The 26,277-nt window shown below is 63.7% G+C and carries 23 protein-coding genes; 13 read left to right on the plus strand and 10 right to left on the minus strand.

The window, feature by feature from the left end; translation table 11 throughout:
* The first annotated feature begins 2 nt into the window (after positions 1-2).
* Together AC07Y0_RS05265 and AC07Y0_RS05270 are read left to right on the plus strand one after the other, a co-directional pair.
* Positions 3-1,205, plus strand: a complete 1,203-nt coding sequence (locus tag AC07Y0_RS05265; RefSeq protein WP_498675193.1) for an efflux RND transporter periplasmic adaptor subunit — start codon at positions 3-5, stop codon at positions 1,203-1,205.
* Positions 1,206-1,280: 75 nt separating this feature from the next.
* On the plus strand, positions 1,281-1,748 hold the full coding sequence (locus tag AC07Y0_RS05270; RefSeq protein ID WP_498675195.1) for a hypothetical protein: 468 nt from the start codon (positions 1,281-1,283) through the stop codon (positions 1,746-1,748).
* Between the two features lie 7 nt (positions 1,749-1,755).
* On the opposite strand, the gene AC07Y0_RS05275 is transcribed toward AC07Y0_RS05270, so the two are convergent.
* On the minus strand, positions 1,756-3,012 hold the full coding sequence (locus AC07Y0_RS05275) for an AGE family epimerase/isomerase (protein WP_498675197.1): 1,257 nt from the start codon (positions 3,010-3,012) through the stop codon (positions 1,756-1,758).
* Positions 3,013-3,206: 194 nt separating this feature from the next.
* Here AC07Y0_RS05275 and metH point away from each other — a divergent pair, with 194 nt between their 5' ends.
* Positions 3,207-6,974: a methionine synthase gene (metH, locus tag AC07Y0_RS05280; RefSeq protein ID WP_498675199.1), complete on the plus strand. Its 3,768-nt coding sequence runs from the start codon at positions 3,207-3,209 to the stop codon at positions 6,972-6,974.
* A gap of 9 nt (positions 6,975-6,983) precedes the next feature.
* Here the strand turns inward: metH and AC07Y0_RS05285 are convergent, their stop codons facing one another.
* The 8 genes from AC07Y0_RS05285 to AC07Y0_RS05320 form a co-directional block, all read right to left on the minus strand.
* Complete coding sequence (locus AC07Y0_RS05285; RefSeq protein ID WP_498675200.1) at positions 6,984-7,553, minus strand: TetR/AcrR family transcriptional regulator; 570 nt, start codon at positions 7,551-7,553, stop codon at positions 6,984-6,986.
* A 2-nt stretch (positions 7,554-7,555) separates the two neighbouring features.
* Entirely contained in the window at positions 7,556-8,044 is a 489-nt protein-coding gene (locus tag AC07Y0_RS05290) for an HPP family protein (RefSeq protein ID WP_498675201.1), read from the minus strand.
* A 476-nt stretch (positions 8,045-8,520) separates the two neighbouring features.
* Positions 8,521-9,681 (minus strand): polyamine ABC transporter substrate-binding protein, encoded by a 1,161-nt coding sequence (locus AC07Y0_RS05295; RefSeq protein WP_498675203.1) that lies wholly within the window; start codon positions 9,679-9,681, stop codon positions 8,521-8,523.
* A 162-nt stretch (positions 9,682-9,843) separates the two neighbouring features.
* Positions 9,844-10,902: an ABC transporter ATP-binding protein gene (locus tag AC07Y0_RS05300; RefSeq protein ID WP_498675205.1), complete on the minus strand. Its 1,059-nt coding sequence runs from the start codon at positions 10,900-10,902 to the stop codon at positions 9,844-9,846.
* A gap of 12 nt (positions 10,903-10,914) precedes the next feature.
* Positions 10,915-11,697 (minus strand): ABC transporter permease, encoded by a 783-nt coding sequence (locus AC07Y0_RS05305; protein ID WP_498675206.1) that lies wholly within the window; start codon positions 11,695-11,697, stop codon positions 10,915-10,917.
* Positions 11,694-12,584, minus strand: coding sequence for an ABC transporter permease (locus AC07Y0_RS05310; RefSeq protein WP_498675208.1), 891 nt, complete (start codon positions 12,582-12,584; stop codon positions 11,694-11,696). Before AC07Y0_RS05310 ends, AC07Y0_RS05305 begins: the two co-directional genes overlap by 4 nt.
* A gap of 94 nt (positions 12,585-12,678) precedes the next feature.
* On the minus strand, positions 12,679-13,785 hold the full coding sequence (locus AC07Y0_RS05315; protein ID WP_498675209.1) for an ABC transporter substrate-binding protein: 1,107 nt from the start codon (positions 13,783-13,785) through the stop codon (positions 12,679-12,681).
* A 150-nt stretch (positions 13,786-13,935) separates the two neighbouring features.
* On the minus strand, positions 13,936-14,808 hold the full coding sequence (locus AC07Y0_RS05320) for a MurR/RpiR family transcriptional regulator (protein ID WP_498675211.1): 873 nt from the start codon (positions 14,806-14,808) through the stop codon (positions 13,936-13,938).
* A gap of 180 nt (positions 14,809-14,988) precedes the next feature.
* Between AC07Y0_RS05320 and AC07Y0_RS05325 the strand changes: the two genes are divergently transcribed.
* The 8 genes from AC07Y0_RS05325 to AC07Y0_RS05360 all read left to right on the plus strand — a co-directional run bounded on the left by AC07Y0_RS05325 (position 14,989) and on the right by AC07Y0_RS05360 (position 23,309).
* Positions 14,989-15,762: an N-formylglutamate amidohydrolase gene (locus AC07Y0_RS05325; RefSeq protein ID WP_498675213.1), complete on the plus strand. Its 774-nt coding sequence runs from the start codon at positions 14,989-14,991 to the stop codon at positions 15,760-15,762.
* Between the two features lie 109 nt (positions 15,763-15,871).
* Complete coding sequence (locus AC07Y0_RS05330; RefSeq protein WP_498675215.1) at positions 15,872-17,422, plus strand: amino acid permease; 1,551 nt, start codon at positions 15,872-15,874, stop codon at positions 17,420-17,422.
* Between the two features lie 110 nt (positions 17,423-17,532).
* Positions 17,533-18,897, plus strand: coding sequence for a glutamine synthetase family protein (locus AC07Y0_RS05335; RefSeq protein ID WP_498675217.1), 1,365 nt, complete (start codon positions 17,533-17,535; stop codon positions 18,895-18,897).
* A gap of 79 nt (positions 18,898-18,976) precedes the next feature.
* Positions 18,977-19,402: a helix-turn-helix domain-containing protein gene (locus AC07Y0_RS05340; RefSeq protein WP_498675219.1), complete on the plus strand. Its 426-nt coding sequence runs from the start codon at positions 18,977-18,979 to the stop codon at positions 19,400-19,402.
* Positions 19,392-19,811: a type II toxin-antitoxin system VapC family toxin gene (locus tag AC07Y0_RS05345; protein WP_498675220.1), complete on the plus strand. Its 420-nt coding sequence runs from the start codon at positions 19,392-19,394 to the stop codon at positions 19,809-19,811. The genes AC07Y0_RS05340 and AC07Y0_RS05345 overlap by 11 nt, the downstream gene beginning before the upstream one ends.
* A gap of 18 nt (positions 19,812-19,829) precedes the next feature.
* Complete coding sequence (locus tag AC07Y0_RS05350; protein WP_498675222.1) at positions 19,830-21,215, plus strand: aldehyde dehydrogenase family protein; 1,386 nt, start codon at positions 19,830-19,832, stop codon at positions 21,213-21,215.
* Positions 21,212-22,357 carry an iron-containing alcohol dehydrogenase gene (locus AC07Y0_RS05355; RefSeq protein ID WP_498675223.1) on the plus strand — a complete coding sequence of 382 codons (1,146 nt, stop codon included), beginning with the start codon at positions 21,212-21,214 and terminating at the stop codon, positions 22,355-22,357. The genes AC07Y0_RS05350 and AC07Y0_RS05355 overlap by 4 nt, the downstream gene beginning before the upstream one ends.
* 232 nt (positions 22,358-22,589) lie before the next feature.
* Complete coding sequence (locus AC07Y0_RS05360; RefSeq protein WP_498675225.1) at positions 22,590-23,309, plus strand: AAA family ATPase; 720 nt, start codon at positions 22,590-22,592, stop codon at positions 23,307-23,309.
* Between the two features lie 99 nt (positions 23,310-23,408).
* On the opposite strand, the gene AC07Y0_RS05365 is transcribed toward AC07Y0_RS05360, so the two are convergent.
* Positions 23,409-24,740 carry a L,D-transpeptidase gene (locus AC07Y0_RS05365; RefSeq protein WP_498680177.1) on the minus strand — a complete coding sequence of 444 codons (1,332 nt, stop codon included), beginning with the start codon at positions 24,738-24,740 and terminating at the stop codon, positions 23,409-23,411.
* Positions 24,741-24,869: 129 nt separating this feature from the next.
* Here AC07Y0_RS05365 and AC07Y0_RS05370 point away from each other — a divergent pair, with 129 nt between their 5' ends.
* A complete protein-coding gene (locus tag AC07Y0_RS05370) occupies positions 24,870-25,403 on the plus strand; it encodes a MarR family winged helix-turn-helix transcriptional regulator (RefSeq protein ID WP_498675228.1) in 534 nt (177 codons plus the stop codon).
* Positions 25,400-26,230 carry a DUF4432 family protein gene (locus tag AC07Y0_RS05375; RefSeq protein WP_498675230.1) on the plus strand — a complete coding sequence of 277 codons (831 nt, stop codon included), beginning with the start codon at positions 25,400-25,402 and terminating at the stop codon, positions 26,228-26,230. Before AC07Y0_RS05370 ends, AC07Y0_RS05375 begins: the two co-directional genes overlap by 4 nt.
* Positions 26,231-26,277 lie beyond the last annotated feature (47 nt).

Below are 26,277 nucleotides of genomic sequence, written 5' to 3' on the forward strand. Positions count from 1 at the left end.
CCATGCAGGGAAAATGGATCAAGCGGGTCATCGGTGTCGTGGCGGTCGGCGCGATGGTTGCCGGCTTTGCCTATGCGCTCAGGGAGAAACCGCAACTGGTCGACGTCGGCGCGGTGACGCGCGGCCCCATGCGCGTCACCGTCTCGCAAGAGGGCGTGACGCGGGTGCGGCAAGTCTATGCGGTTTCGTCGCCGATCGCCGGACATCTCGCCCGCACCGTGCTCGACGAGGGCGACGCGGTGAAGGCGGGCATTACCGTGGTGGCGGCGATCCATCCGCTCGATCCGCCGCTGATCGACAGCCGCAGCGAGGCCGAACTGATTGCGGCGCGGGATGCCGCGCGGGCTGCGGTCTCGATGGCCGAGATTGACCTGAAGCGCCTGCAGTCGGACCTGCAGTTTTCGCGCGACAACCTGCAGCGTGCGCAGGCGCTCGCCAAGACGAATTTCCTGGCCCAGAGCGCGTTGCAGAAGGCCAGCACGGATGTCGAGGTCCTGGAGGCGCAGATCGGCTCGGCCAAGGCCGCGATCGAGTTGCGCAAGGCTGAGCTTGCCAGCGCCGAGGCGCGGCTCATCCCGCCCAAGGATCCCAACCGCAGGCCCGAGGCCAGTTGCTGTATCTACCTGACCGCACCGGTCGACGGCGTTATCCTGTCGGTCTTCGCCAGGAGCGAACAGCCGGTGGCGATCGGCACCAAGATCGCCGAGATCGGCGATCCGGCGGATCTCGAGGTGACGGTCGATCTCTTGTCCTCGGATGCGGTGCGCATCGCCCCCGGCTCCAAGGCGGAGATCTTCGACTGGGGCGGAGACAAGGCGCTTTCGGCCACGGTCCGGCGCATCGATCCGGCCGGCTTCACCAAGGTCTCGGCGCTTGGCATCGAGGAGCAGCGGGTCAATCTGGTGCTCGATCTGGAGGACAAGGATCCGCGCCTCGGCCACGGTTTCCGGGTCTATGCGCGGCTGACCCTCTGGCAGAGCGACGAGACGCCGCAAGTGCCGATCAGTGCGCTGTTCCGCGACGGCCGGCAGTGGAGCCTGTTCGCCATCCGTGACGGCCGGGCAAGGCAGGTTGCTGTCGAGATCGGCCATATGAACGACGAGACGGCGGAACTGATCGGCGGGCTGGCCGAGGGCGACCAGGTCATACTGCACCCGAGCGACGTGATCAGCGAAGGAACGCTGGTCGAGCAGCGGCAGGAATAGCGGAGGCGCCAGGGGACCCCTTGAAGTTCGCGGAGCGCCAAGGCAGTTTCAGCCGAAACGAGAGGGGGAGAGTCGATGCGCAAGACCACAGTGATAGGCGGGTTGGCGCTCGCGTTCCTTCTGTCGCCGGTGCTCGCTACAGCCGCAGAACGGCCGGCACTCGTCGGCTTCCAGGCGCTCGAAGGACAATGCCTTGAGGTCGTTGCCGGCAAGGACGACCTCACCGCGGGCTGCGGCTCTAAGGTTGGCATCATGCGCTATGCGGACGGACGCACCGGCTTCTATTTCCTGCTCGCCAAGGACAGGATGCTGACCTTCTCAGGTTTCGCCAGGGGCGGGGACCGGAGCACCTATGCACTCGACCGGGTCATCTACAACGACGGAACCTCCGCGACCGCTCCGATGGCTGCTCCCGCGAGCGGCGCCTGCAGCCATGGCGACATCGCCAAGGGACCCGTGACCGTCCGCTGCAAGGGCAGGACGCCGCGAGGCGTGGAGTTCTCGGCGACCTTCCGCTCGAACGGAAAACCGCCAAAGCAATAGGCGGCGGTCAGAGCGCTCCGCCGGTTTCGCCGATCACGCGCGTCAGGCTGCCGGTGGCCGGAAAGAGCGGGATCAGGCAGGCCTGCAGGGCGTGGTAGATGTCGCCCTTGCCGGGGAAAAGCGAGTTGGAGGGTTTCAGGTCCTCGGTCAGTTCCTCGTGCCAGCCACCGAAAGCATGGTCGAGGCTGTTGTTGGCGATGAAGCTCCAGATCCTGCGGTAGCTTTCCTCGTGGAAGTCGCTCGGCAGATGCTGGTTGAGGAAATGCGCGGCGGCAGCGCCCTCGCACAGTGGCCACCAGAGTTTCATCTTCTTGTCGGGGACGTTTTCCCAATCGAGCGTATAGAAGAAGCCGCCCCTGTCCTTGTCCCAGCCGAGCGACATGGACTGGAAGAACAGGCCGCGCGCCGCTTCCGGCATCCAGTCGTGCTTTTTGTCGCCGAGTACCCAGAGCTGCAACACCAGACGGGCCCATTCCAGCCAGTGGCCGGGCGTGGTGCCGGCCGGACGGAACATCTCGTTCGGGTGATAGTAGATGCGGTCGAGCGTCCAGGCTTCGTCGAAATGCTCGGGCACGCGGTAACCCTGTTCGGCGGCGCGGCGGCGGATCAGGAGGTCGGCGATGCTCGTCGCCTTGTCGAGATAGTGGCACTCGCCGGTCGCCTCGAAGGCGGCCATCAGCGCTTCGGTGAGATGCATGTTGGAGTTCTGGCCGCGATAGCCGGGCGCCGGCTGCCAGTCGGCGGAGAACTCCTCGGCGATCGCGCCGTGCTTGTCGTCCCAGAAGCGGGTTTCCAGGATCTCGGTGATGTCTGCCAGCATGCGGTCGGCGAGGGGGTGGCCGACGATCTTGGCGGAGGAGGCAGCCAAAAGGACGAAGGCATGGCCGTAGCCCTGCTTCGAGGCATCGGCTGCGCCTTGGTCGTCGACCTGCCAGAAATAGCCGCCATGGGTCTCGTCGCGATGGCGGTTCCACAGGAACTGCATGCCGTGATCGACGATGTCGGCCGCGCCGGGCCGGCCGAGCAGGTCACCGATGGCGAAACAATGCACCATGCGGGCGCTGGCATGGATGCCGCGTACCGGATTGTCCGAGTTCAGCGGCTTGCCGTCGCGGGAGAGGTCGAAGAAGCCGCCCTTCGGATTGATACTGCCATACTGGAAGAAGCCGAACAGGCCGTTTGCCTGGTTCAGCAGCCATTTGCGGTGGTAGGGTCGGCCGGTCCAGTTTTCTGCCAGGGTCGAAGTTGTGGTGACCGCAGACATGACGTTCCTCCCATCGTGCATCTAATCGTTTGAATTCCATACCGGCAAAAGCCGCGCTTGTCACCGCGCCCGAAGACCTCCTCCACCGATGGCGGCGCGAAGGGTAAATGAGGTGACAATGTCATTCGTATGTTGACATAAACATATCTTTATGTGACTTCGCTGTATTGTCTTTTGTAAGGAAGGGGTAGCCTATGCTCGACACGCTGTTCGGTTCGCAAGCCACGAAGCGGGATGGGGCGGAGGTCATGCGCGCGCTCAGACAAGCGGCCAGCGAACGGATCCTGATCCTCGACGGCGCCATGGGCACACAGATCCAGGGGCTCGGCCTCAACGAGGAGGCCTTTCGCGGTCAGCGCTTCATTGGCTGCGCCTGTCACCAGCAGGGCAACAACGACCTCCTTATCCTCAGCCAGCCGGACGCGATCGAGGAAATCCATTTCCGCTATGCGATGGCCGGCGCCGACATCATCGAGACCAACACGTTTTCGTCCACCCGCATCGCCCAGGCCGACTACCAGATGGAAGAGGCGGTCTACGACCTCAACCGCGACGGCGCACTGGTCGCCCGCCGTGCCGCGATCCGGGCAGAGCGCGAGGATGGCCGGCGCCGTTTCGTCGCCGGCGCCATCGGTCCGACCAACCGCACCGCATCAATTTCGCCGGACGTCAACAATCCGGGATACCGCGCCGTCTCCTTCGACGACCTGCGCATCGCCTATGGGGAGCAGATCGACGGCCTGATCGACGGCGGCGCCGACATCATCCTGATCGAGACGATCTTCGACACGCTGAATGCCAAGGCGGCGATCTTCGCCTGCGAGGAACGCTTCCTTGCCAAGGGCGTGCGCCTGCCGGTGATGATCTCCGGCACGATCACCGATCTCTCCGGCCGCACGCTGTCGGGCCAGACGCCGTCGGCCTTCTGGTATTCGGTGCGCCACGCCAACCCGTTCACCATCGGGCTGAACTGCGCGCTCGGCGCCGATGCCATGCGGCCGCATCTGCAGGAACTGTCGGGCGTTGCCGACACCTTCATCTGCGCCTATCCGAATGCCGGTCTGCCCAATGAATTCGGCCAGTATGACGAAAGCCCGCAGGACATGGCGCGCCAGATTTCAGGCTTTGCCGAGGAGGGACTGGTCAACGTGGTCGGCGGTTGCTGCGGCTCGACGCCGGAGCATATCCGGGCGATCGCCGAGGCGGTTGCCGGCAAGGCGCCGCGCCGCCCGGCCGAACACCGGCCGTTCATGGCGCTTTCGGGCCTCGAGCCCTTCGTGCTGACCAAGGACATTCCCTTCGTCAATGTCGGCGAGCGCACCAATGTCACCGGCTCGGCCAAGTTCCGCAAGCTGATCACCGCCGGCGACTATTCGGCAGCCCTCGTTGTCGCCCGCGACCAGGTGGAGAACGGCGCGCAGATCATCGACATCAACATGGACGAAGGCCTGATCGACTCGGAAAAGGCGATGGTCGAGTTCCTCAATCTGATCGCCGCCGAGCCGGACATCGCCCGCGTGCCGGTGATGATCGATTCATCCAAGTTCCCGATCATCGAGGCGGGGCTCAAATGCGTGCAGGGCAAGGCGATCGTCAACTCGATCTCGATGAAGGAGGGTGAGGCAGCCTTCATCGCGCAGGCGAAACTGGTCCGCAACTACGGAGCCGCCGTCGTCGTCATGGCCTTCGACGAGCAGGGCCAGGCCGACACCTATGAACGCAAGGTCGAGATCTGCGAGCGGGCCTACAAGCTGCTGACGGAACAGGCCGGCTTTGCCCCGGAAGACATCATCTTCGACCCGAACGTCTTTGCCGTCGCGACCGGGATCGAGGAGCACAACAATTACGGCGTCGACTTCATCGAGGCGGCCCGCACGATCCGCCAGAAGATGCCGCTGGTGCATATTTCCGGGGGCGTTTCCAACCTCTCCTTCTCCTTCCGCGGCAACGAGCCGGTGCGCGAGGCGATGCATGCCGTCTTCCTCTACCACGCCATCCAGGCGGGCATGGACATGGGCATCGTCAATGCCGGACAGCTGGCGGTATACGAAAGCATCGACGCGGAACTGCGCGAGGCCTGCGAGGACGTGGTGCTCAACCGCCGCGCCGACGGCACCGAGCGGCTGCTGGAAATCGCCGAGCGCTATCGCGGCACCGGCGAGAAACAGGCCCGAACCCAGGACATGAGCTGGCGCGATCTTCCCGTCGAGAAGCGGCTGGAGCACGCCCTGGTCAACGGCATCACCGAGTTCATCGAGGCCGACACGGAGGAGGCGCGGCTCAAGGCCGATCGTCCGCTGCATGTCATCGAAGGTCCGCTGATGGCCGGCATGAACGTGGTCGGCGACCTCTTCGGCGCCGGCAAGATGTTCCTGCCGCAGGTGGTGAAGTCCGCCCGCGTGATGAAGCAGGCGGTGGCGGTTCTGCTGCCCTATATGGAAGAGGAAAAGCGCGCCAATGGCGGGACCGGCGAGCGCGAGGCCGCCGGGAAGGTGCTGATGGCCACCGTCAAGGGCGACGTGCATGACATCGGCAAGAACATCGTCGGCGTCGTGCTCGCCTGCAACAATTACGAGATCATCGACCTCGGCGTCATGGTGCCAGCGACGAAGATTTTCGAGGTGGCGCGCGAGCAGAAGGTCGACATCATCGGGCTGTCGGGCCTGATCACGCCGTCGCTCGACGAGATGGTGCATGTCGCGGCGGAAATGGAGCGGCAGGGCTTTTCTATCCCACTGCTGATCGGCGGGGCGACCACCAGCCGCGTGCACACGGCCGTCAAGGTGGCGCCGCAGTACAAGGCAGGGCAGGCGGTCTATGTGACCGATGCCAGCCGCGCCGTCGGCGTCGTCTCGGCGCTGCTGTCGCCGGACACCAGGCAGGCCTACAGCGACGGCATTCGTGCCGAATATGCCAAAGTGGCCGAGGCCCATGCCCGCGCCGAAGCGGAAAAGCAGCGCCTGCCATTGGCGAGGGCCCGGGAGAACGCCGTGAAGCTCGACTGGTCGAGCTACAAGCCGGCCAAGCCGCGATTCCTTGGGACCAAGGTCTTCGACGACTATAATCTGGAAGAGCTCGCCCACTACATCGACTGGACGCCGTTCTTCCAGACCTGGGAGCTGAAAGGCCGCTATCCGGCGATCCTCGAGGACGAGAAGCAGGGCGAGGCGGCACGTCAACTGTTTGCCGATGCGCAGGCCATGCTGTCCAAGATCATCGCTGAGAAATGGTTCCGGCCGCGGGCGGTGGTCGGCTTTTGGCCGGCCAATGCGGTGGGCGACGACATTCGGCTCTATGCCGACGAAGGCCGGGGCGAGGAGCTCGCGACGCTCTTCACGCTGCGCCAGCAGCTGTCAAAGCGCGACGGACGGCCCAACGTGGCGCTGTCCGACTTCGTCGCGCCGGAAGCGAGCGGCGTTGCCGACTATGTCGGCGGCTTCGTCGTCACGGCCGGCTTCGAGGAGATCGCCATTGCCGAACGTTTCGAGCGGGCCAATGACGACTATTCCTCGATCCTCGTGAAGGCGCTGGCCGACCGCTTCGCCGAGGCCTTCGCCGAGCGTATGCACGAGCGCGTGCGGCGCGAATTCTGGGGCTATGCACCCGATGAAGCCTTCACGCCGGACGAACTGGCCGCCGAAGCCTATGCCGGCATCCGCCCGGCGCCCGGCTATCCGGCCCAACCCGACCACACCGAGAAGACCACGCTGTTTGCATTGCTCGACGCGGAGAAGGCGACCGGCGTGAAGCTCACCGAGAGCTATGCGATGTGGCCCGGCTCGTCGGTGTCCGGCCTCTATATCGGCCACCCGGACAGCTATTATTTCGGCGTGGCCAAGGTCGAGCGCGATCAGGTGGAAGACTATGCGGCGCGCAAGGGCATGACGATCCGGGAGATCGAGCGTTGGCTCGGGCCGGTGCTCAACTACGTGCCGGCGGTTCCCGGCGAAGAGGCGGCGTGATCGTCGCCACTATCGCCGCAGGGGCGGCCGGCAGCGGGCTTTCAGGCGTGCCAGGACACGCGTGAAGGCCTGCGTGTCCTCCAGTCCGCGGGCAAGGATCAGCCCGCCCTGGATGCCGGCCAGGACTTCTTCGGCGAGGGCGCTCGCCTCGTCTCCGGCAAATCCGGCACGCGCCAACGTGGCGGCGAGGTCCCGTTTCCAGCCGGCGAAATAGTCCTGGACACGTTCAGCAAAGATGTCCATCGCCCCGCTCGAGGCGATTACGCCCATCAGGCAGGCCCTCTGACCGGAGCGGAAATAGGTCTCGACGCTGGCGAACATCGCCTCGATCGCCGCGTTCGCATCCTTCGTCTCGCGCAGCGGTGCGAAGATATGCGTGCGGAACCAGCCGTCGACATCGTCGAGCACTGCCTCCGCCATCTCCTGCTTGCCGCCGGGAAAGAAGTGGTAGAGGCTTCCCTTTCCGAGCCCGGTCCGCTCCGTGATGATCTTCAGGCTCGTTCCTTCGTAACCCTGCTCGCGGAAGATCTCGGCAAGCTGCGGAATGACGTCGTGGCGTTCGGCGACGAGACGGGCCATGGTCAACCAGCCTTCAGCGGATAGGGCGTGCGGGTGGCGCGGTGGAACAGCGCGCCGACAGCAACGAGGCACAGCGATCCGGACAGCACGGGGAAGAGCAGGTATTCGAAGCCCGGGTCGGCGGCGAAGACGACGATCGGATCGGCACCTGCCGGCGGATGGGTGATCCTCAGCGCCGACATGGCGGCGATCGACAGCCCGACGGCCAGCGCGACCGCCCACCATTCATTGGGCAGGGCGGCGCGAAGAACGAGGCCGATCAGCGTCGAGACCAGATGGCCGCCAATGACATTCGCTGGCTGGGAGAAAGGACTGGCCGCCGCGGAGAAGATCAATACGCAGGTCGCACCGAAGGGCGCCATCAGGAACGGCGTGCCGGCATAGTGGCTCAGCGCCCCGGCCAGGGCGATGGCGATGAGACCGCCGATGCCTGAGAGGAGCCAGCGGCTTGCAGCAACGGGCGGTTGATGGCGGCGGAGGAAGGCTTGCATCTGTCTGTACCTTTCGTGACGGAGTTTACCGATTGGTACAGGTGGACGTCAAACCTGTCAAGCTTCGGTGGCCGGGTGGATCAGCGGCTATTCGGTGCGGACACCGTGCGGCCAAGGGGGCGAGCGTGTGAGGCCGTCGGGCGGCACTTCCGAAAGCGCGCTCCCGCGATGGAACAGATGGGGGATCCTGGGCGGTCGTCGGGTTCGGGGCCATTGGCCTTGACCTGGTCGTGATCTGGCGCGCCTGATGTATCGATTCAGGCTGTTCAGAGGCTGAGTCAGGTCGTTGGCGAATTGATTCAAGCGCCGGCTGCAAGGCTTTGATGCTGAATCGCAAAACCTCTTCGCGCCGGCAGGCGCCGATGAAGCCATGGGCCGGCACGTTCAGTTCTTCCAATGCCAGCACGGCGCGATTACGGCAGCTTGCGACGCCAATTCGGAAAACGGGGAAACGGCATTGATCCCGACAGCGCCCGTCAAGCGGCCTTGAACCGTGCCATCAGCTCTGCCCGGCCGGGATCGGTCAGCGTCACGGCGGCTCCGAACTCCAGCTCGGTAAGGGCTGCCTGGTCCGGATAGATGATGGTGTTCGTCCGGACTTCTTGCGGCAGGAGTTCCAGCACGCGGCTGTCGGTGGTCGCCGCACCGTTGGCGAGGTGTTCCTTCACAGCGATCTGCGGGTCCATCAGGAAGTCGAGCAGGGCGTAGGCGGCCGCCTTGTTCCGCGCGGCGGTCGGGATGGCGAAGTAGTCCGTCCAGATCTCGCCTCCGTCCTTGCCCAGTGCGAACGCGATCTCCGGCATGTCGCGGTGCAATTGCTGGCCGTCATTGGCCCAGCACATGGCGAGCCAGGCATCGCCGGCGCGCATGGCGGGCTGGTAGTCGCTGTTGATCGCCAGCAGGTGCGGCTTGACCGCGAGCAGCAGCTTTTCTGCCGCCGCGAGTTCGGCAGGCTCGACCGAATTGAACGAATAGCCGAGCGAAACCAGCGCGCAGCCGATCGTCGTCAACTGGTAGTCGTGTATCACGGTTCGGCCGCTGGCCTCGGTCATCGCGACGGCGAAGAAATCGGCCCAGCTTGCAATCTTCGTCCCGAGCTCATCGGTATTGGTCGCGATCCCGGTCGTGCCCCAGTTCTTCGGCACGGCATAGGTGCGGCCGGAAATCTGGCCGGCCCCGGTGAAGAGCGGATTCTGGCCGGCCGCGCTGTAATGGCTGAGGCGCTCGAGCGCCAGTTCGTCGATCAGTCCGAGTTCGACATAGGTGGAAATCGTGTAATTGGTCGGGACGAAGAGATCCCAGTCCGCCACGCCGGTGCGCAGCTTCTTCAGCATCTCCTCGTTGGAGTTGGTGACGGTGAGATCTACGGTCGTTCCGGTTGCCGCGGTGAAGGCCTCGAAGGTCGCCGGATCATGGTAGTTCGGCCAGGAGTTGAGGCAGACATGGCCGCCGATCGCCTGCGCTCTCGCCTCGCGCCAAGACGGCCTCCCGCCCGCGCCCATCACGGCTGCGGCTAGGCCGAGCCCGGTGACCCCGAGGAAATGTCGGCGGTTCACCGAGCCGCGCTTGAGCCGCATGAACTCGTCCATGAATCGGGGCGGAGCCACCGGCAGATCATCTCTGTCGTGCTTCCACATGCGCAGGATCCTCACGCTTCTGTTTGCTTCCGCCTATGGTTCCATGATTTTGTAAAGAAAATGGAATGCCCGGGAGCAGTTCAGGCGTGCAAAATCCACGCTGCCAGGTCGAGCGCAATGGGGTCGCAAGAGGGGTGGCGCGTCCGGTGAGGACGCGCCACGTCACGCCTGCAGGATCAGCAGATCGGCGGAATCGATCTTGAGCGCCACTGTGTCGCCAAGCGACGGCGGCGCAATGCTCGGATCGTTGAACATGTCGAAGGAGACGATGTTGCCGGCGACATTGATGCGTGTGCGAATGACCGAACCGAGGAAATGGCTGGATACGACCTCGCCACGCAGCGTCGTGTCGCCCTTGGCGCCGTCCATGATCGAGCCCGCTTCCGGACGCATGGCGAGCTGGACCGTGCTGCCCGCCGGGGCGTCGATCTTCTCCTTGATGGCGATCGTCAGGTCGCCGATGGCGACGGTGCTGTCCTGCGGATTGACGACCTTCGCCTCGATCAGGTTCAGCGTGCCGACGAAGGAGGCGACGAAGCGGGTCGACGGCTTGTTGTAGATCTCGAAGGGCGTGCCGATCTGGTCGGCGCGGCCGGCATTCATCACGACGACCCGGTCGGAGATCGACAGGGCCTCTTCCTGGTCATGGGTGACGAAGATCGTGGTGATGCCGAGCTGCCGCTGGATCTGGCGGATTTCCTCGCGCAGCGACACGCGGATCTTGGCGTCCAGCGCCGAGAGCGGCTCGTCGAGCAGCAGGACCTGTGGCTTCGGTGCGAGCGCCCGGGCCAGCGCCACGCGCTGCTGCTGGCCACCCGACAGCTGGTAGGGATAGCGTTCGGCGAGATGATCGAGATTGATCAGCGCCAGCATTTCCTTCACGCGCTTCTCGATGTCGGGCTTGGGCATGCCGTGGATCTTGAGGCCGAAGGCGACATTGTCGAAGACGTTCATGTTGGGAAACAGCGCATAGGCCTGGAACACCATGCCGATATTGCGCTGGTTCGGCTTCAGGCTGGACTGGTCGCGGCCATCGATGACAATCGCGCCGCCGGTCGGGGTCTCGAAACCCGCCACCATGCGCAGGATCGTCGTCTTGCCGCAGCCCGACGGCCCGAGAAAGGAGACAAATTCTCCCTTGTGGATCGCCATGTTGAAGTCATGGACGACTTTGACCGGGCCGAAGGACTTCTGAATGTTGGTCAGGGTCAGGAATGTCATGGGATGTGATCCTCAGGCCGGGCGTTGCGTGGTTTTCTGGAAGCGCGAGACGAGCTGGATCAGCCCGAGGCAGCCCCAGGTAATGCCGAAGGCGATGACCGCCAGGGCGGCCGGTTCATAGGCGCGGTTGGCGCCGAGCAGCTGCATGTAGGGGCCGAAGGCCGGCCGGTTCAGCAGCGCCGCCATGGTGAATTCGCCGATGACGATGGCGAAGGTCAGGAAGGCGCCCGACAGGACGGCGATCAGCACGTTCGGCAGGATGATGCGGAAGAGAATGCGGGTCCAGCCGGCGCCGAGACTCTGGGCGGCTTCGGTCAGGGTGCGCACGTCGATCGACGACAGGCCGGTATCGACGGCCCGGTACATGTAGGGCAGGGACAGGGTCGCATAGCCGAACATCAGCAGCAGGTTGGTGCCCATCAGCGATCCGGTCAGCGGCAGCCAGCTCGAGGTGTTGTAGAGGCGGATATAGCCGAAGACGATGACGATCGCCGGAATGACCAGCGGCAGCAGCGTGACGAACTCGATATAGGGGCGCAGGCCCGGCAGGCGCAGGCGGACCCAGTAGGCGGTCGGAACCACCAGGATGACGCCGAAGAGGATGGTCACCAGCGCCATCGTCACCGAATAGGTGAAGGTCTGCTGGAACTGGGGATCGCCGAGCACCTTGGCATAGGCGTCGAAGGAGTATTCGCCGCGCCGCATCTTCAGCGAGAAATTGGTCATGCCGATGAGCGGCAGGAGGAAATAGAGGAGGCCGAATGCCAAGGCCCCCCAGGCCCAGAGCTTCTTCATTTCAACCACCTTTCGCTGCGGGCGCGCAGCCAGATATAGATCGCATTGGCAACACCGGTGACCACGATCATGCCGAAGGCCAGCGCATATCCGAGGTGCGGGTTTCCGAGCACGTCGCCGCGGATCTGGGCGAAGAGCAGGATCGGCACAATATTCAGCGACGAGCCGGTGAGCGCGATCGCCGTTGCGACAGCGCCGAACGCATTTGCGAACAGAAGCGCAAGTGTGCCGAGGATGGAGGGCAGGAGGATCGGGAAGGCCACCATGCGCCAATATTGCAGGTTGGTGGCGCCGAGGATCGAGGCTGCTTCCTTCCATTCGCGCTTCAGGCCGTCGATGGCCGGGGTGATGATCAGCACCATCAGCGGGATCTGGAAGAACAGATAGGTGAGCGTCAGCCCCCAGAAGGACAGAAGGTTGAAGCCGAGCGAGCGCAGGTCGATGCCGATCTGCGTGCGCAGGAAGACGGTCACCAGGCCCATGGGCCCAAGCGTCGCCAGGAAGGCGAAGGCGAGCGGCACGCCGGCGAAATTGGAGGCGACGCCGGAAAAGGTCAGCAGCGGACCGCGGATCCACAGCGGCAGCCCGCCGAGAATGACGGCGGTCGCCATGCCGAAGCCGATCAGGCAGCCGAGCAGCGCAGAAGACAGGCTGATCTTGATCGAGATCCAGTAGGCGGCGAGAATGGAGGGCGTGAACAGGCCTTGAATGTTCTCGAGCGTGAAGCTGCCATCCGGGGTCTGGAACGCGCCGACGACGATCTTCATCGTCGGGAGGATCAGGAAAAGCAACGCAAAGGCCGCGAAAGGCGCAATGCCGACCCATTGGAGCGGCAGCCGCCTTGTCGGGCGCGTGGTGTGTGATACGGCCGTGCTGTCAGACGCCATCGAATTGTCCCCCGTCCGCGCTTCATGCGCGGCTTCTATTGAAGAGAAAAGCCGCCCCGGCCTCAAGACCGGGGCGGCATTTCACAGCGTTTAATTACTGTACGTTGGCGCCGACGACCTTGTCCCAACCGCCGGTGACGGCAGCCTTGTTGGCGTCGACTTCTTCCAGGGTCGGGAAGTAGGCCTTCTCGTAGGAAGCGGCCGGCGGCAGCTTGTCGAGCAGGGCCTGCGGGATCTTGCCGGCCTTCGACATTGCGTTGAAGCGGGCCGGGTGGCAGTAGCCGGCGAGCCATGCGGTCTGGCCTTCGTCGGAATAGAGGTACTCCATCCACAGCTTGGCGGCGTTCGGGTGCGGCGCGTAGGCCGAGATGCCCTGAACGTAGACGCCAGCGAGAACGCCCGATTCCGGAACGATGACGTCAACCGGCGGGTTGCCGGCCAGCGTGTCCTTCCAGGACAGGGCGTTGTAGTCCCAGGCGACGACGATCGGGGTCGAGCCCTGGGCGAGCGTGCCGGACTTGCCGATGACGGGCACGAAGTTGCCGGCCTTGTTGAGTTCGGCGAAGTACTTCAGGCCGGCTTCTCCGGCTTCGGTACCAGCCTTGGCGCCGGAAGCGAGACCAGCGGCGAGAACGCCGAGGATGGCCTGGTTCGAAGCGCGCGGATCGCCGGCGAGAGCGACCTGGCCGGCATAGTCGGCCTTCAGCAGGTCAGCCCAGTTCTTCGGGGTTTCCTTGACGAGATCCTTGTTCACGATCATCGACATGACGCCGTAATAGTCGCCGTACCAGAAGCCTTCGGCGTCCTTGATGGTGTCCGGAATTTCGTCCCAGGTCGAGACCTTGTACGGCTGCAGCAGGCCTTCGGCCTTCATCTGCGGGCCGAAGGCGAGACCGACGTCAACGACGTCCGGAGCCTGCGGGCCCTTGTTGTCCTTGTTGGCCTTGACGGCTTCGACTTCGTCGGCCGAGCCGGCATCCGGGTTCAGTTCGTTGACGGTGATTTCCGGATACGTCTTCTTAAAGCCGTCGATGACCGCACCGTAGCCGCACCAGTCGTGGGGCAGGGCGATCGTGGTCAGCATGCCTTCCTTCTTGGCAGCTTCGATCAGTTCGGCGCTCGGCTCAGCGAATGCGAGTGAGGTGGATGCGACGACCATGGCGGTCGACAGCGAGAGCATGCGGCGAAAATTCGTAATCACTGAAGTTCTCCTTGTTGGTGTACAGCGATGCGGGACTGATATTCAGCTTGCATGATAGTTATGTGACGGGCGCGGCAGCGCTTTTTGCTGGCTTGTCGCTTCTTCCCGATATTCTGGCTCCTCTCTTCTCCCCTTTCGGTGCGATGGCGATCAACGCGGCCGGCGAAACAGCCGCGCCTGCTCGAACAGACCTTCAAGCGTATTCATGCGCTCGCGCGTCTCCTCCCACGCGGAGCTCTGTACCGCCTCGATCAAGGCCTCGATGACGAACAGCGTGACGACCGAGGAATCCCATGCGGACGGCGCCTCGATCTGGACCTTGAAGCTGTGCTGCGCGTATTTGGCCACGGGCGAAGTCCAGTGATCGGTAAACAGCACTATAGTCACGCCGCCCGTTCTGGCTACGTTTGCCAGCGTCGCAATATCATCCTCATAACGACGTATATCGAAGATCACGAGGACGTCGCCGGCACTCATGTTCAACATATGCTGCGGCCATGCGCTGGTGTTCGACGACATCAGCGTGGTTTTCGGCCGGATGACCTGCATGTGCGTGAAGAAGTATTCGGCCAGAGCACCGGTGATGCGGCCGCCGACGAAATAGATGCTGCGCTTGCGGTCGGCGAGCAGCCTGGCGACCTGATCGAAGGTCGCGGTGTCGAGTTCGCTCAGCGTCTGGCGCATGTTGTTCATCACCGCTTCGGCGAAGCGGTTGAGAATATGCGTGCCCGGTGCGTTCGACGCCCACCGGTCATGCTTGGCGATCGGATTGGAGAGTGTGGCCTCCAGCTCGTGATGCAGGTGCGCCTGAAACTCGGGATAGCCTTTATAGCCGAGCTTCTGCACCATGCGCGCGACGGTCGGGGTGGAGACGCCGGCATTCTCCGCGACCGTGGTGATGGAGCCGAGGCCCGACACCGGATAATTGTCGAGCAGGCTCTCCGCGAGCTGGCGTTCAGCGCGCGTCAACCCATCGAAATGGGCGCGGATCACGTCCGAGACTGTCTTCGGCGTATTGCTCAACTGCTGTTTTTCCCCTGGGACCGATCTTTCGCCGGTCTGTCACAAAACTATCCTTGCAGTAGGAAAATCTGTCAATGTGCAAATTGAATAGAAATTTTCATAACGCAGTTGACAGCTTGGCAATCGTGAAGAATTCTCTTCGCAATGATAAAAAGCCGGAAGGCGCCGGGGAGTTTCCGCATGCTCTTGAGGTCGGACATCCTAACAGAGGCTGACGGCGAAGCCGTGGCCGTCGAGAATGCAGAAGGGGCGGGGATCTGCCTGTTCGTGTGCGAACACGCGTCCCGCCGCATGCCCGAACGGGCCGGCAATCTCGGCCTCGACAGCGACGCCCTGGTCAGCCACATTGCCTGGGACCCTGGGGCGCTCGAGGTTGCCAAACGCCTTTCCGTCATGCTCGACGGGACTCTTGTCCATCAGCGCTTCTCGCGGCTCGTCTACGACTGCAACCGTCCGCCGGAGTCTCCGGCTGCGATGCCGGAGAAGAGTGAGATCTACGATATTCCCGGCAACCACGGTCTGACTGTTGCCGAGCGCTATGCGCGCACCGCCGCACTCTACGTGCCGTTCCATGACCGGGTCTGCGCCGTCCTCGCGGCCCGCAAGGCTTCCGGGCGTCCGTCGGTGATCGTCACGGTCCACAGTTTCACGCCGGTCTATCTCGGCGAGCAACGTGCGGTCGAAATCGGCATACTGCACGACGACGACAGCCGGCTGGCCGACGCGATGCTCGCGGCCGCCGAGGGCGGGCCCTACCGCGTCGAACGCAACAAACCCTATGGACCGGAGGACGGCGTTACCCATAGTCTTCAGCTGCACGGCCTGCCGGACGGGCATTTGAACGTAATGATCGAGGTCCGAAACGACCTGATACGAGATGAGGTCGGCCAAGGGGTTGTGGCCGACTATCTGGCGGGATTGATACGCAAGGCGATCGATACTGCCAGCCAATAACAAGGCCCCGGGGATCAGTTGATCTGCGAAACAGCCGTCGGCGCCGCCGGCGGCGCAGGATACGAAATTATCCGCAATCCCGCGGATGATCGGTTAATTGGGGGACGTCATGTCAGATTATACCGAAGCAGACAAAAAGCACGATGTGCACATGTTGCACTCGATGGGCTATGCTCAGGAACTCGAGCGGCGAATGAGCTCGTTTTCCAACTTCGCCATTTCTTTCTCGATCATTTGCATTCTGTCCGGCGGCATCAATTCGCTCGGCCAGGCGACGTCGGGTGCCGGCGGTGCTGCCATCGGCATCGGCTGGCCGGTCGGCTGCCTGATTTCAGGCCTGTTTGCCATCGGTCTGGCGCAGATCAGTTCCGCCTATCCGACCGCAGGCGGCCTCTACCACTGGGGCTCGATCCTCGGCAACCGCTTCACCGGATGGCTGGCGGCCTGGCTCAACCTGCTCGGCCTGGTGACCGTTCTCGGCGCCATCAACGTCGGCACGTTCTACTTCTTCTTCGGCGCCTTCGGTTCCTACTTCGGCATCGAAGACACGCTCATGCACCGCGTGGTCTTCGTCGCGGCGATCACAGCCGTCCAGGCCCTGATCAACCACTTCGGCATCGGGCTCACCGCCAAGCTGACCGACTTCTCCGGATACCTGATCTTCGCAACGGCCATCCTTCTGACGATCGTCTGCCTGGTGTCCGCGCCGAGCTTCGAGTTCGCCCGCCTGTTCACCTTCTCCAACTACACCGGCACGGAAGGTGCTTCTCTGGTCTGGCCGTTCGCCGTCTCCGGCGGCATGGCCTTCCTGCTCGGCCTGCTTCTGCCGATCTACACGATCACCGGCTACGACGCGTCTGCGCACACGTCCGAAGAGACGGTCAAGGCCGCCCATTCGGTACCGAAGGGCATGATCACTTCGGTGATCTGGTCGGCGGTGTTTGGCTACGTCATGCTGTGCTCGTTCGTGCTCATGCTGCCGAACATGGATGATGCTGCAAAGCAGGGCTGGAACGTGTTCTTCTGGGCCATGGACAGCCAGGTCAACCCGACGGTCAAGGAAATCCTGTACTTCCTGATCTTCCTCTCGCAGTTCCTCTGCGGCCTCGCGACCGTGACCTCGCTTTCGCGCATGATCTTCGCCTTCTCGCGTGACAAGGGCCTGCCGGGCTCCGCCGTACTCTCGAAGGTCAGCCCAAAGCACCGCACGCCGGTTGCCTCGATCTGGATCGGCGCAATCCTGTCGGTCCTGTTCGTCTGGTTCACTTCGGCCATCACCATCGCCGGCACGCCGGCCTATTCGATCGTCGTGTCGTGCACGGTCATCTTCCTGTTCCTCTCGTTCGCACTGCCGATCGCGCTGGGCTTCGTTGCCATCGGCACGCCGAAGTGGCCGACGATGGGGCCGTGGAACATCGGCGCCGGCGCGTTCCGCGTGGTGGCGGTTCTCGTCCTTCTCGCCATGGCGCTGATCTTCTACATCGGCATCCAGCCGCCGAACGACTGGGCGCTGCCGATCACCATCGGCTTCTTCGTGATCACCGCCGTCGTGTGGTTCGCGTTCGAGAACAAGCGCTTCAAGGGCCCGCCGATCGGTGACGAGGTCGCCCGGCGCCAGGCTGGCATCGCCGCAGCCGAAAAGGCTGTCGGCGAGGCCTGAGCCTTGCACCCGGCAAACTCCCCGGCCGCCCGGCGGCCGGGGTCTCCTGAACACATGGGAAAAGCGGGCCGGCAGGGCCGGCAACAACAATAATCAGCGGGCTCACTCACATGACCTACACGTTCGACGATTTGAAGAAGGATGTTGCCGAAGGCCGCATCGACACTGTGCTCGCCTGTCAGGTCGACATGCAGGGACGGCTGATGGGAAAGCGCTTTCAGGCGGAATATTTCGTCGAGAGCGCCTACGAGGAAACCCATAGCTGCAACTACCTGCTGGCGACCGACATGGAGATGGAAACCGTGCCGGGCTACAAGGCGACGAGCTGGGAAAAGGGCTATGGCGACTACACCATGAAGCCCGATCTTGCGACGTTGCGGCGCGTGCCGTGGCTCGAAGGCACGGCACTGGTGCTCTGCGACGTTCAGGACCATCACACCCATGCGGACGTGCCGCATTCGCCGCGCGCCATCCTCAAAAAGCAGGTGGCCCGGCTCGAGGCCATGGGCTTCAAGGCCTTCATGGCCACGGAACTGGAATTCTTCCTGTTCGACCAGACCTATGACGACGCCCGTGCCTCCGGCTATCGCGACCTGCAACTCGCCAGCGGCTACAACGAGGATTACCACATCTTCCAGACCACCAAGGAAGAAGACGTGATGCGGGCGATCCGCAAGGGCCTCCAGGGTGCCGAGATCCCGGTCGAGAATTCCAAGGGCGAAGCCTCCGCCGGCCAGGAAGAGATCAACGTCCGCTATGCCGACGCGCTGACCATGGCCGACCGTCACGTCATCATCAAGAATGCCTGCAAGGAGATCGCCTGGTCGCGCGGCAAGGCCATCACCTTCCTGGCGAAGTGGCACTACAATGCCGCCGGCTCCTCGTCGCACATCCACCAGTCGCTGTGGAGCGTCGACGGCAAGACGCCGCTGTTCTTCGATCCGAACGGCGAGTACGGCATGTCGACGACGATGAAGCACTACATGGCGGGTCTTCTCACCCATGCCAGCGAAATCACCTATTTCCTCGCGCCCTACATCAATTCCTACAAGCGCTTCATGGCCGGCACGTTCGCGCCGACCAAGGCGATCTGGTCGAAGGATAACCGCACCGCCGGCTACCGGCTCTGCGGCGAAGGCTCCAAGGGCATCCGCGTCGAATGCCGCGTCGGCGGCTCTGACCTCAATCCCTATCTCGCCATGGCGGCTCTGATCGCCGCCGGCATCGACGGCATCGAGCGCAAGCTCGAGCTGGAGCCGGCCTTCACGGGGGATGCCTACGGGGCTCGCGACGTGCGCGAGATCCCGCGGACGCTGCGCTCGGCCGCGGTCGCGCTCAACGGCTCGGCCATGCTGCGGCATGCCTTCGGCGACGACGTCGTCGAGCACTATGTCCGCGCCGCCGAATGGGAGCAGGAGGAATACGACCGCAAGATTACCGACTGGGAGGTGGCGAGAGGGTTCGAACGGGCATGAGTGTTGATGCTGGCTGGATTGTTGTGTTGATATAATCGCAACGTTGCGCTAAATTGGGCTCCGCTTAGGAGGTCGTGTGGTGACGCAGAAGTTTCCGATCGATAGCGACTGGTTCACCGAGCGACTGAAGCAGAAAGGCTATTCTCTTCGGCGCTTTTCCGGTGCCCTGGGAATGGATCCAAGCGCGGTTTCCCGCATGTTCAACGGCAAGCGTAACATGTCCGCCGAGGAACAGGACCGGGTGGCCGCCCTCCTGGGGCTGACGCTTCTCGAGATCTCGGCACATCGCGGTTCATCTGTCGGAGGGTTCGAAGAAATGGGGCAGTCAGGGTACTACGCATCAACCGGAGACACCAAGCGCCCTCCCGTCGATAGTGAAGGAGACAGGGGCATCCGTCGTCATCCGATCATCGGATGCATGAAGGGGACGATGCGAATTCCGGACGATCTTGATCTCACGGCCCCTGTGGATCCCGAATGGGCTAAAGTCTACGATGACCGATAATGGTCTGTTGCTGGACACCTGCGCCATGATCTGGCTCGCGCATGACGAGCCGGTCGCCGCCGGGATAGACGATGTATTGCTTCAGGCGGTTGATGATAACAAGAAGGTTGCAGTGTCGGTCATGTCTGCCTGGGAGGTTGGGATGTTGATCAGCAAGGGTAGGCTTCCGACAACAAAATCGGCTTCCGCTTGGTTTCAGGATTTTTCCGCGGCGGGCCAGGTCGAGGTTCTCCCGGCTTCGCCCGACATCCTGATCGCCTCGTCCTTCCTGCCGCAACCGATACACAACGACCCGACGGACCGCATCCTGATTGCGACCGCGCGTGAGCATGACTTGACGATAGTCACCCGGGACCGCGCCATTCTGTCCTATGGCGCCCTGGGGCATGTGAAAGTACTGGCCTGTTAGGCCTATCTGGAGAAGAAAATGACCATGATCAAATGTATTTCGCCGATCGACGGATCGGTTTACGCCGAACGCCCGGCCATGTCGCTGGAGGCCGCAAGCGAAGCGGTGGCGCGCGCCCGCAAGGCGCAGAAGGCCTGGGCGCGCCGTCCGCTCGAGGAGCGCGTCCAGCTCGTCCTGAAGGGCGTCGCGCGCCTCAACGAGATGAAGGACGAAGTCGTGCCGGAACTTGCCCACATGATGGGCCGTCCGGTGCGCTATGGCGGTGAGTTCAAGGGCTTCAACGAGCGCACCAACTATGTCGCCTCGATCGCCGCCGACGCGCTTGCGCCGCTCGTCGTTGAAGACAGCGCCACCTTCGAGCGCCGCATCGAGCGCGAGCCGCATGGTGTCGTGCTGGTCATCGCGCCGTGGAACTACCCCTACATGACGGCGATCAATACCGTGGCGCCCGCGCTGATGGCCGGCAATACCGTCGTCATCAAGCATGCGACGCAGACGCTTTTGGTCGGCGAGCGCATGGTGCGTGCCTTTGTCGAGGCCGGTGTTCCCGACGACGTCTTCGTCAACCTGTTCCTCGACCACGCCACCACCTCGGCGCTGATCGCCACCGGCAAGTTCAATTTCATCAACTTCACCGGTTCGGTCGAGGGCGGACGCTCCATCGAGCGGGCGGCCGCCGGCACCTTCGCCGGCATCGGCCTCGAGCTGGGCGGCAAGGATCCGGGCTATGTGATGGAGGACGCCGATCTCGACGCCGCCGTCGATACATTGATGGATGCCGCCACCTACAATTCCGGTCAGTGCTGCTGCGGCATCGAGCGCATCTATGTGAACGAGAACCTCTACGACGCCTTCGTCGAGAAGTCGGTCGCCTGGGTGTCGAACTACAAGCTCGGCAATCCGCTCGATCCGGAAACGACGCTTGGGCCGATGGCGCACCGCCGCTTTGCCGCCCATGTGCGCGAGCAGATCGCCGCAGCCGTCGCCAAGGGCGCCAAGACGCTCGTCGATCCGAAGCTCTTTCCGCAGGACGACGGCCACGCCTATCTGATGCCGCAGATCCTGGTGAACGTCGACCACACCATGTCCTTCATGAGGGACGAGACCTTCGGTCCGGCCGTCGGCATCATGAAGGTCAAGAACGACGAGGAAGCGCTCGCCCTGATGAACGACAGCCCCTACGGGTTGACGGCCTCGCTGTGGACGCAGGATCCGGCTCGCGCCGCCCGCATCGGCCGCGAAATCGAGACCGGCACCGTGTTCATGAACCGCGCCGACTATCTCGACCCGGCGCTGTGCTGGACCGGCTGCAAGGAGACCGGCAAGGGCGGCTCGCTCTCGGTCCTCGGCTTCCAGAACCTCACCCGTCCGAAATCCTACCACCTCAAGAAGGTCACGAAATGAATATCGTCGCAAACTGGAGCTATCCTACCGCCATCAAGATGGGACGCGGCCGCATCAAGGAACTGGCGGACGCCTGCAAGTCGCTCGGCATGAAGAGGCCGCTGCTGGTCACCGACCGCGGCCTGGCGCCGATGCAGATCACCCAGACCGCGCTGGACGTGCTGGAGGAAGCCGGCCTCGGCCGCGCGCTGTTCGCCGACGTCGACCCCAACCCGAACGAGATCAACCTCGAAGCCGGCATCAAGGCCTACAAGGACGGTGGCCATGACGGCGTCGTCGCCTTCGGCGGCGGTTCGGGTCTCGATCTCGGCAAGTGCGTGGCCTTCATGGCCGGCCAGACGCGCCCCGTCTGGGACTTCGAGGACATCGGCGACTGGTGGACGCGGGCCAATTCCGACGGGATCGCGCCGATCGTCGCGGTCCCGACCACCGCCGGCACCGGGTCCGAAGTCGGCCGCGCCTCGGTCATCACCAATTCCAAGACGCACGTGAAGAAGATCATCTTCCATCCGAAGTTCCTGCCCGGCGTCGTGATCTGCGACCCGGAGCTGACCGTCGGCATGCCGAAGATGATCACGGCAGGTACGGGCATGGACGCCTTCGCCCATTGCCTCGAAGCCTATTCCTCGCCCTTCTATCATCCGATGAGCCAGGGCATCGCGCTCGAAGGCATGCGTCTGGTCAAGGAATACCTGCCGCGCGCCTACAAGGACGGTACCGACCTCGAAGCCCGCACCAATATGATGTCGGCCGCCGCCATGGGGGCTGTCGCCTTCCAGAAGGGCCTCGGCGCGATCCATTCGCTGTCGCATCCGATCGGCGCGGTCTACAACACCCATCACGGCATGACCAATGCGGTCGTCATGCCGCCGGTCCTGCGCTTCAATCGTTCGGCCATCGAAGAGAAGATCGCCCGCGCGGCGGCCTATCTCGGAATTTCGGGCGGGTTCGATGGCTTCTACGACTACGTCCTGTCGCTGCGGGCCGAGCTGGGCGTTCCGGAAAACCTGACGGCCATGGGCATCAAGTCCGACCGCGTCGATGAACTGACCGCCATGGCGATCGAGGATCCGAGCTGCGGCGGCAACCCGGTGAAGATGACGCTCGAGAACACCAAGGCGCTGTTCCTCGACTGCTTCTGAGCGACCGACGTTAATAAATGGCAAGGCCCGTCGCACAGACAGTGCGGCGGGTTTTTTCTTGGCCGGTCAGCAGGATGGCGGGGCTGGGCTACCATTTTTGGGGGAGGCCGGCCGGGCTGCTCTTACCGGTTTGTTAACCATAGTTAGCAATGATGCATTTACTGACACCATGAGCCAAGGGTGCCATCAAGAGCGATGAGACGCTCGGTCCAGACCCTTTCGAGGAAACAGCATGCCAGTCATCTCATTTGCCAATGCCAAGGGCGGAGCCGGCAAAACCACTGCCGCCTTGCTGCTTGCGACCGAGCTCGCCCACCAGGGCTATCGCGTCGCCATCCTCGATGCCGACCCGCAGCGCTGGATCACGCAATGGCACGAGGCCTCCGGCTCCCAGCATAATATCGAAGTGATTTCCGAAGTGTCCGTCGCCTCGATTCAGGGCCATCTGCGCGAGTCGTCGCGCACTGCCGACTACACGATCATCGATCTCGCCGGTGCGCGCGACGCCATCGTCACCACCGCGATCGGCCTTTCCGACCATGTGATGATTCCCGTTCAGGGCTGTGCCATGGATGCCAAGGGTGCCGCGCAGATCCTCGACCTGATCAAGATGATGGAGAGCGCCGGTCGCCTCAAGATCGCCCATTCGGTCGTGCTGACCCGCGTCACCTCCATGGTGACGACCCGGGCGCTGCTGACCATCAAGGGGCTTCTGTCCGCCCGCGGCGTCAATGTCATGGACACGCCGATCGTCGAGCGCAGCGCATTCCGCGAGATATTCGACTGCGGAGGCACGCTCTACAGCATGGATGCCGCCAGAATCAGTAATCTCGACAAGGCGCGCGAGAATGCGCAGGCCTTCGCCGGCGAGGTTCGCCGCCTGTTGCCGACCAAGGTCATCCGCAGCCAGGAGCCGCGCCGCATGTTCCGTGTCGTTCGAAACGCTGCTTGATCCTCCTCCCACTCCTCCCGAGCAGCATGAAAGAGCCGCCAGATTTCGATCTGGCGGCTCTTTTCGTCGTGTCGTGTCGTCGGGCGGGCTGGGGAGGCGTCAGTCGATGAATTCTACGGTGACGCCGGGCTTGGCCATTTTGGCGAGTTCCGTCGCGTCCCAGTTGGTCAGGCGAATGCAGCCGTGGCTCTGGGTGCGCCCGATCTTCGACGGCTCGGGCGTGCCGTGGATGCCGTAGGTCGGCTTGGAGAGCGCCATCCAGACCGTGCCGACCGGGCCGTTCGGACCTGGCGGGATGGAGAGAACCTTGTCGTTCGCGCCCTGCTGGAAGTTGATCTTCGGGTTGTAGGTATATCCCGGATCGAAGGCGATGCGCTCGACAGTCACCGTGCCCGACGGCGAGGGAGTGTCCGTCGAGCCGATGCTGGCCGGATAGGCGGCAATCAGCGCGCCGTCGGCGCCGTAGGCGAAGACCTGTTTCAGTCCCTTGTTGGCGACGATCCGAGCGACCTCGCCCTTCCTGGTCTGGCCGGGATCGACCACCTTGATGGTCGTGCCGGGAATGGTGAAGTCGACACCGGGATTGAGGGCCTTCAGATAGGCCTCGTCCATGTGGAACTTCTCGGCCAGCATTTCGGTGGTCGAGGTGAAGGACAGTGCCGGAAGCTGCGCCTTGTGGGCGTAGTCCTCGGGGATGGCGGCGACGTAAGGACCCGCCGCGTCGCCGGGCGTGATCGTGTAGGCCGTGATCGCCAGTCCGCCTGACAGGCGGAGGCGCTCGAGAATGTCCTCGGCATTGTTCGGGTCGATCGTCTCGCCGGTGATCTGCTGCCAGGCGACCAGGGCCTTGTTGACGTTCTGGCCCATCTTGCCGTCGATCACGCCGGGGGAAACGCCCTCGCGGTCGAGGAAGACCTGCAACGCGGTGATTTCCAGCTGCGACAGATTGCTCTTCACCGGGATTTCCGGCGTCACGGTGCGCGCCGGGGCCTGATCGGCCGGCGGCGCCATGTCCGGTCCGCCGGACGGCATGCCGGGCAGCGGTTCGCCGAGATCCTGGCGGTCGACGGCGCCGGGCGAGGGGATGGCGCCCGTGACGATGGCGTCATCCTCCCAGACTGGCTGCGGATCGCCGAATTCGTCATAGGCGGCGGGCGCCCGGGCCTCGCGCTGGCGCGGGAAATAGGTTTCGGCGGGCATTTCGGTGGCCACCAGATTGCCGTAGCGGTCGATCAGGACGCGCCGGCCCATGCGGTCGCGGCTGATCACCACATCGCCCTCTTCCGGCACGTAGTCGAGCAGGTCGCCGTCCGGCGATACCAGCAGGACGGAACCGTTGCGGTAGCCATAGGGGTCGTTGGCGAGGGCGGATGTAGCCACGCCGGCCTGCAGGGCCGCGACGGATGCCACAATCACTCCCGCTTTCAGCATGTCGATCAAGATTCGCTTCCTTCTTTTGCCCATCCGACAAACGCGGCAAATTTGACACTAGTGTGGAAAAGGTGAATTCATGGTGAATATTGCTTTAAATACCGACTCCTAGGGGGGAGGCGGAGTTTTGTGGGCGTTGCAGCGCAGGCTTGGCCTTGCCTGCTCATCGTAGGGGGAACGATGCCGAATCGGTTCGATATCGATAATTTTCTGCCATATCGCCTCAGCCGTGTCGCCGAACGATTGAGTGCGCATTTCATGCGCTTCAGTGGTGTCGGCGAGGAGATTTCCTGGGCGGAGTGGCAGGTGCTCTGGTCGCTGGGGGAGCGGATCCACAAGACGGCGAAAGCGATCTCCGGCCATTCGGGACTGACCAAGACCAAGATCAGCCGCGCGGTGAAGGCGCTCGAGGATCGCCGCTGGCTGGAGCGGTGTCGTGATCACGACGACCGAAGGTTCGAGTTGTTGGCGCTCACGGCAGCCGGCATGGCGGGCTATGCCATGCTCAAGAGGCGCGCCACCGACTACCAGCGATGGCTTGAAGGCGCGATCGATCTGCCGTACCTCAGGTCCCTCGCGGACGGATTGTCCGGCATCGAAGTGATGATCGCCAGCGGCCAGTTCACGGCGCCGCAGCCGTCGATGGGGGAGCCTGCGGCATGATGGAATTCAAGGGGCGGAAGGGTCCGGCGCTGATGCTGGACGAAGGCTCCGTTCTCGATATCGGCGCCTGCGTGGTCGGCGGTGTCGACCTGGCGCCAGGCCGGGCGATCCCGGACGACGGCGACCCGCGCATCGATCATTCGCTCGAAGGTTTTCTCTTCACCTGCGGACCGGACCATATTCGCCACCCCGAACCGATCGACGGCAGAAGCGGGGCCAGGTATCCGCTGCATGGATCCTTCTCGTCGCATCCGGCGCGCGATGTCGTGCTTTCGGGCGGGGGCGACGACACGGAGTGTCGCGCGAGCGTCGATGTGACCTTGGCGGATGGCGGCAAAGCGCGGCTCGACCGCCATTGGCGCATCAACGGGACGACCGGGGAGGTGAGCCTTGCCGACACTGTGAACAATACCGGCACGACGGCCTTCCCGGCGTTTCTCATGTACCACATGAACCTCGGGGCAAAGCACTTCGACGACGGCGTGCGGCTCGAAGGCGCCATGCTGGACGGGGGCGGCTTTCCCTGGGCCTTCGGCGAGGGCGATGGTGGCGTGTTCTGCGTGCCGGCCGGCAAGGGCGGATGGGCCGAGGTACGCCTGGGGCCGATCGCAGCGATCGGCGGCAAGACGCTGGTGGTGCGCTTCCGCACCGACACGCTGCCCTTCCTGCAGGTCTGGCGCAACCAGGCCGCACCCGCCCATGTGCTCGGCATCGAGCCGGTCTCGCATCGCTGGGAGCCGCGCGCCAGGCTCGCCGAACGCGGGGAGTTCGTCGATCTCGCGCCGGGCGAAAGCCGCGAATACGGGCTCTCCTTTGCCTTCGTCTGAGGCCTCTCCATGCGGTCGAACGGGGCGCGCGGCGATTGACGCCCGCC

Source organism: Allorhizobium sp. GW101-3B10 (assembly GCF_059424725.1).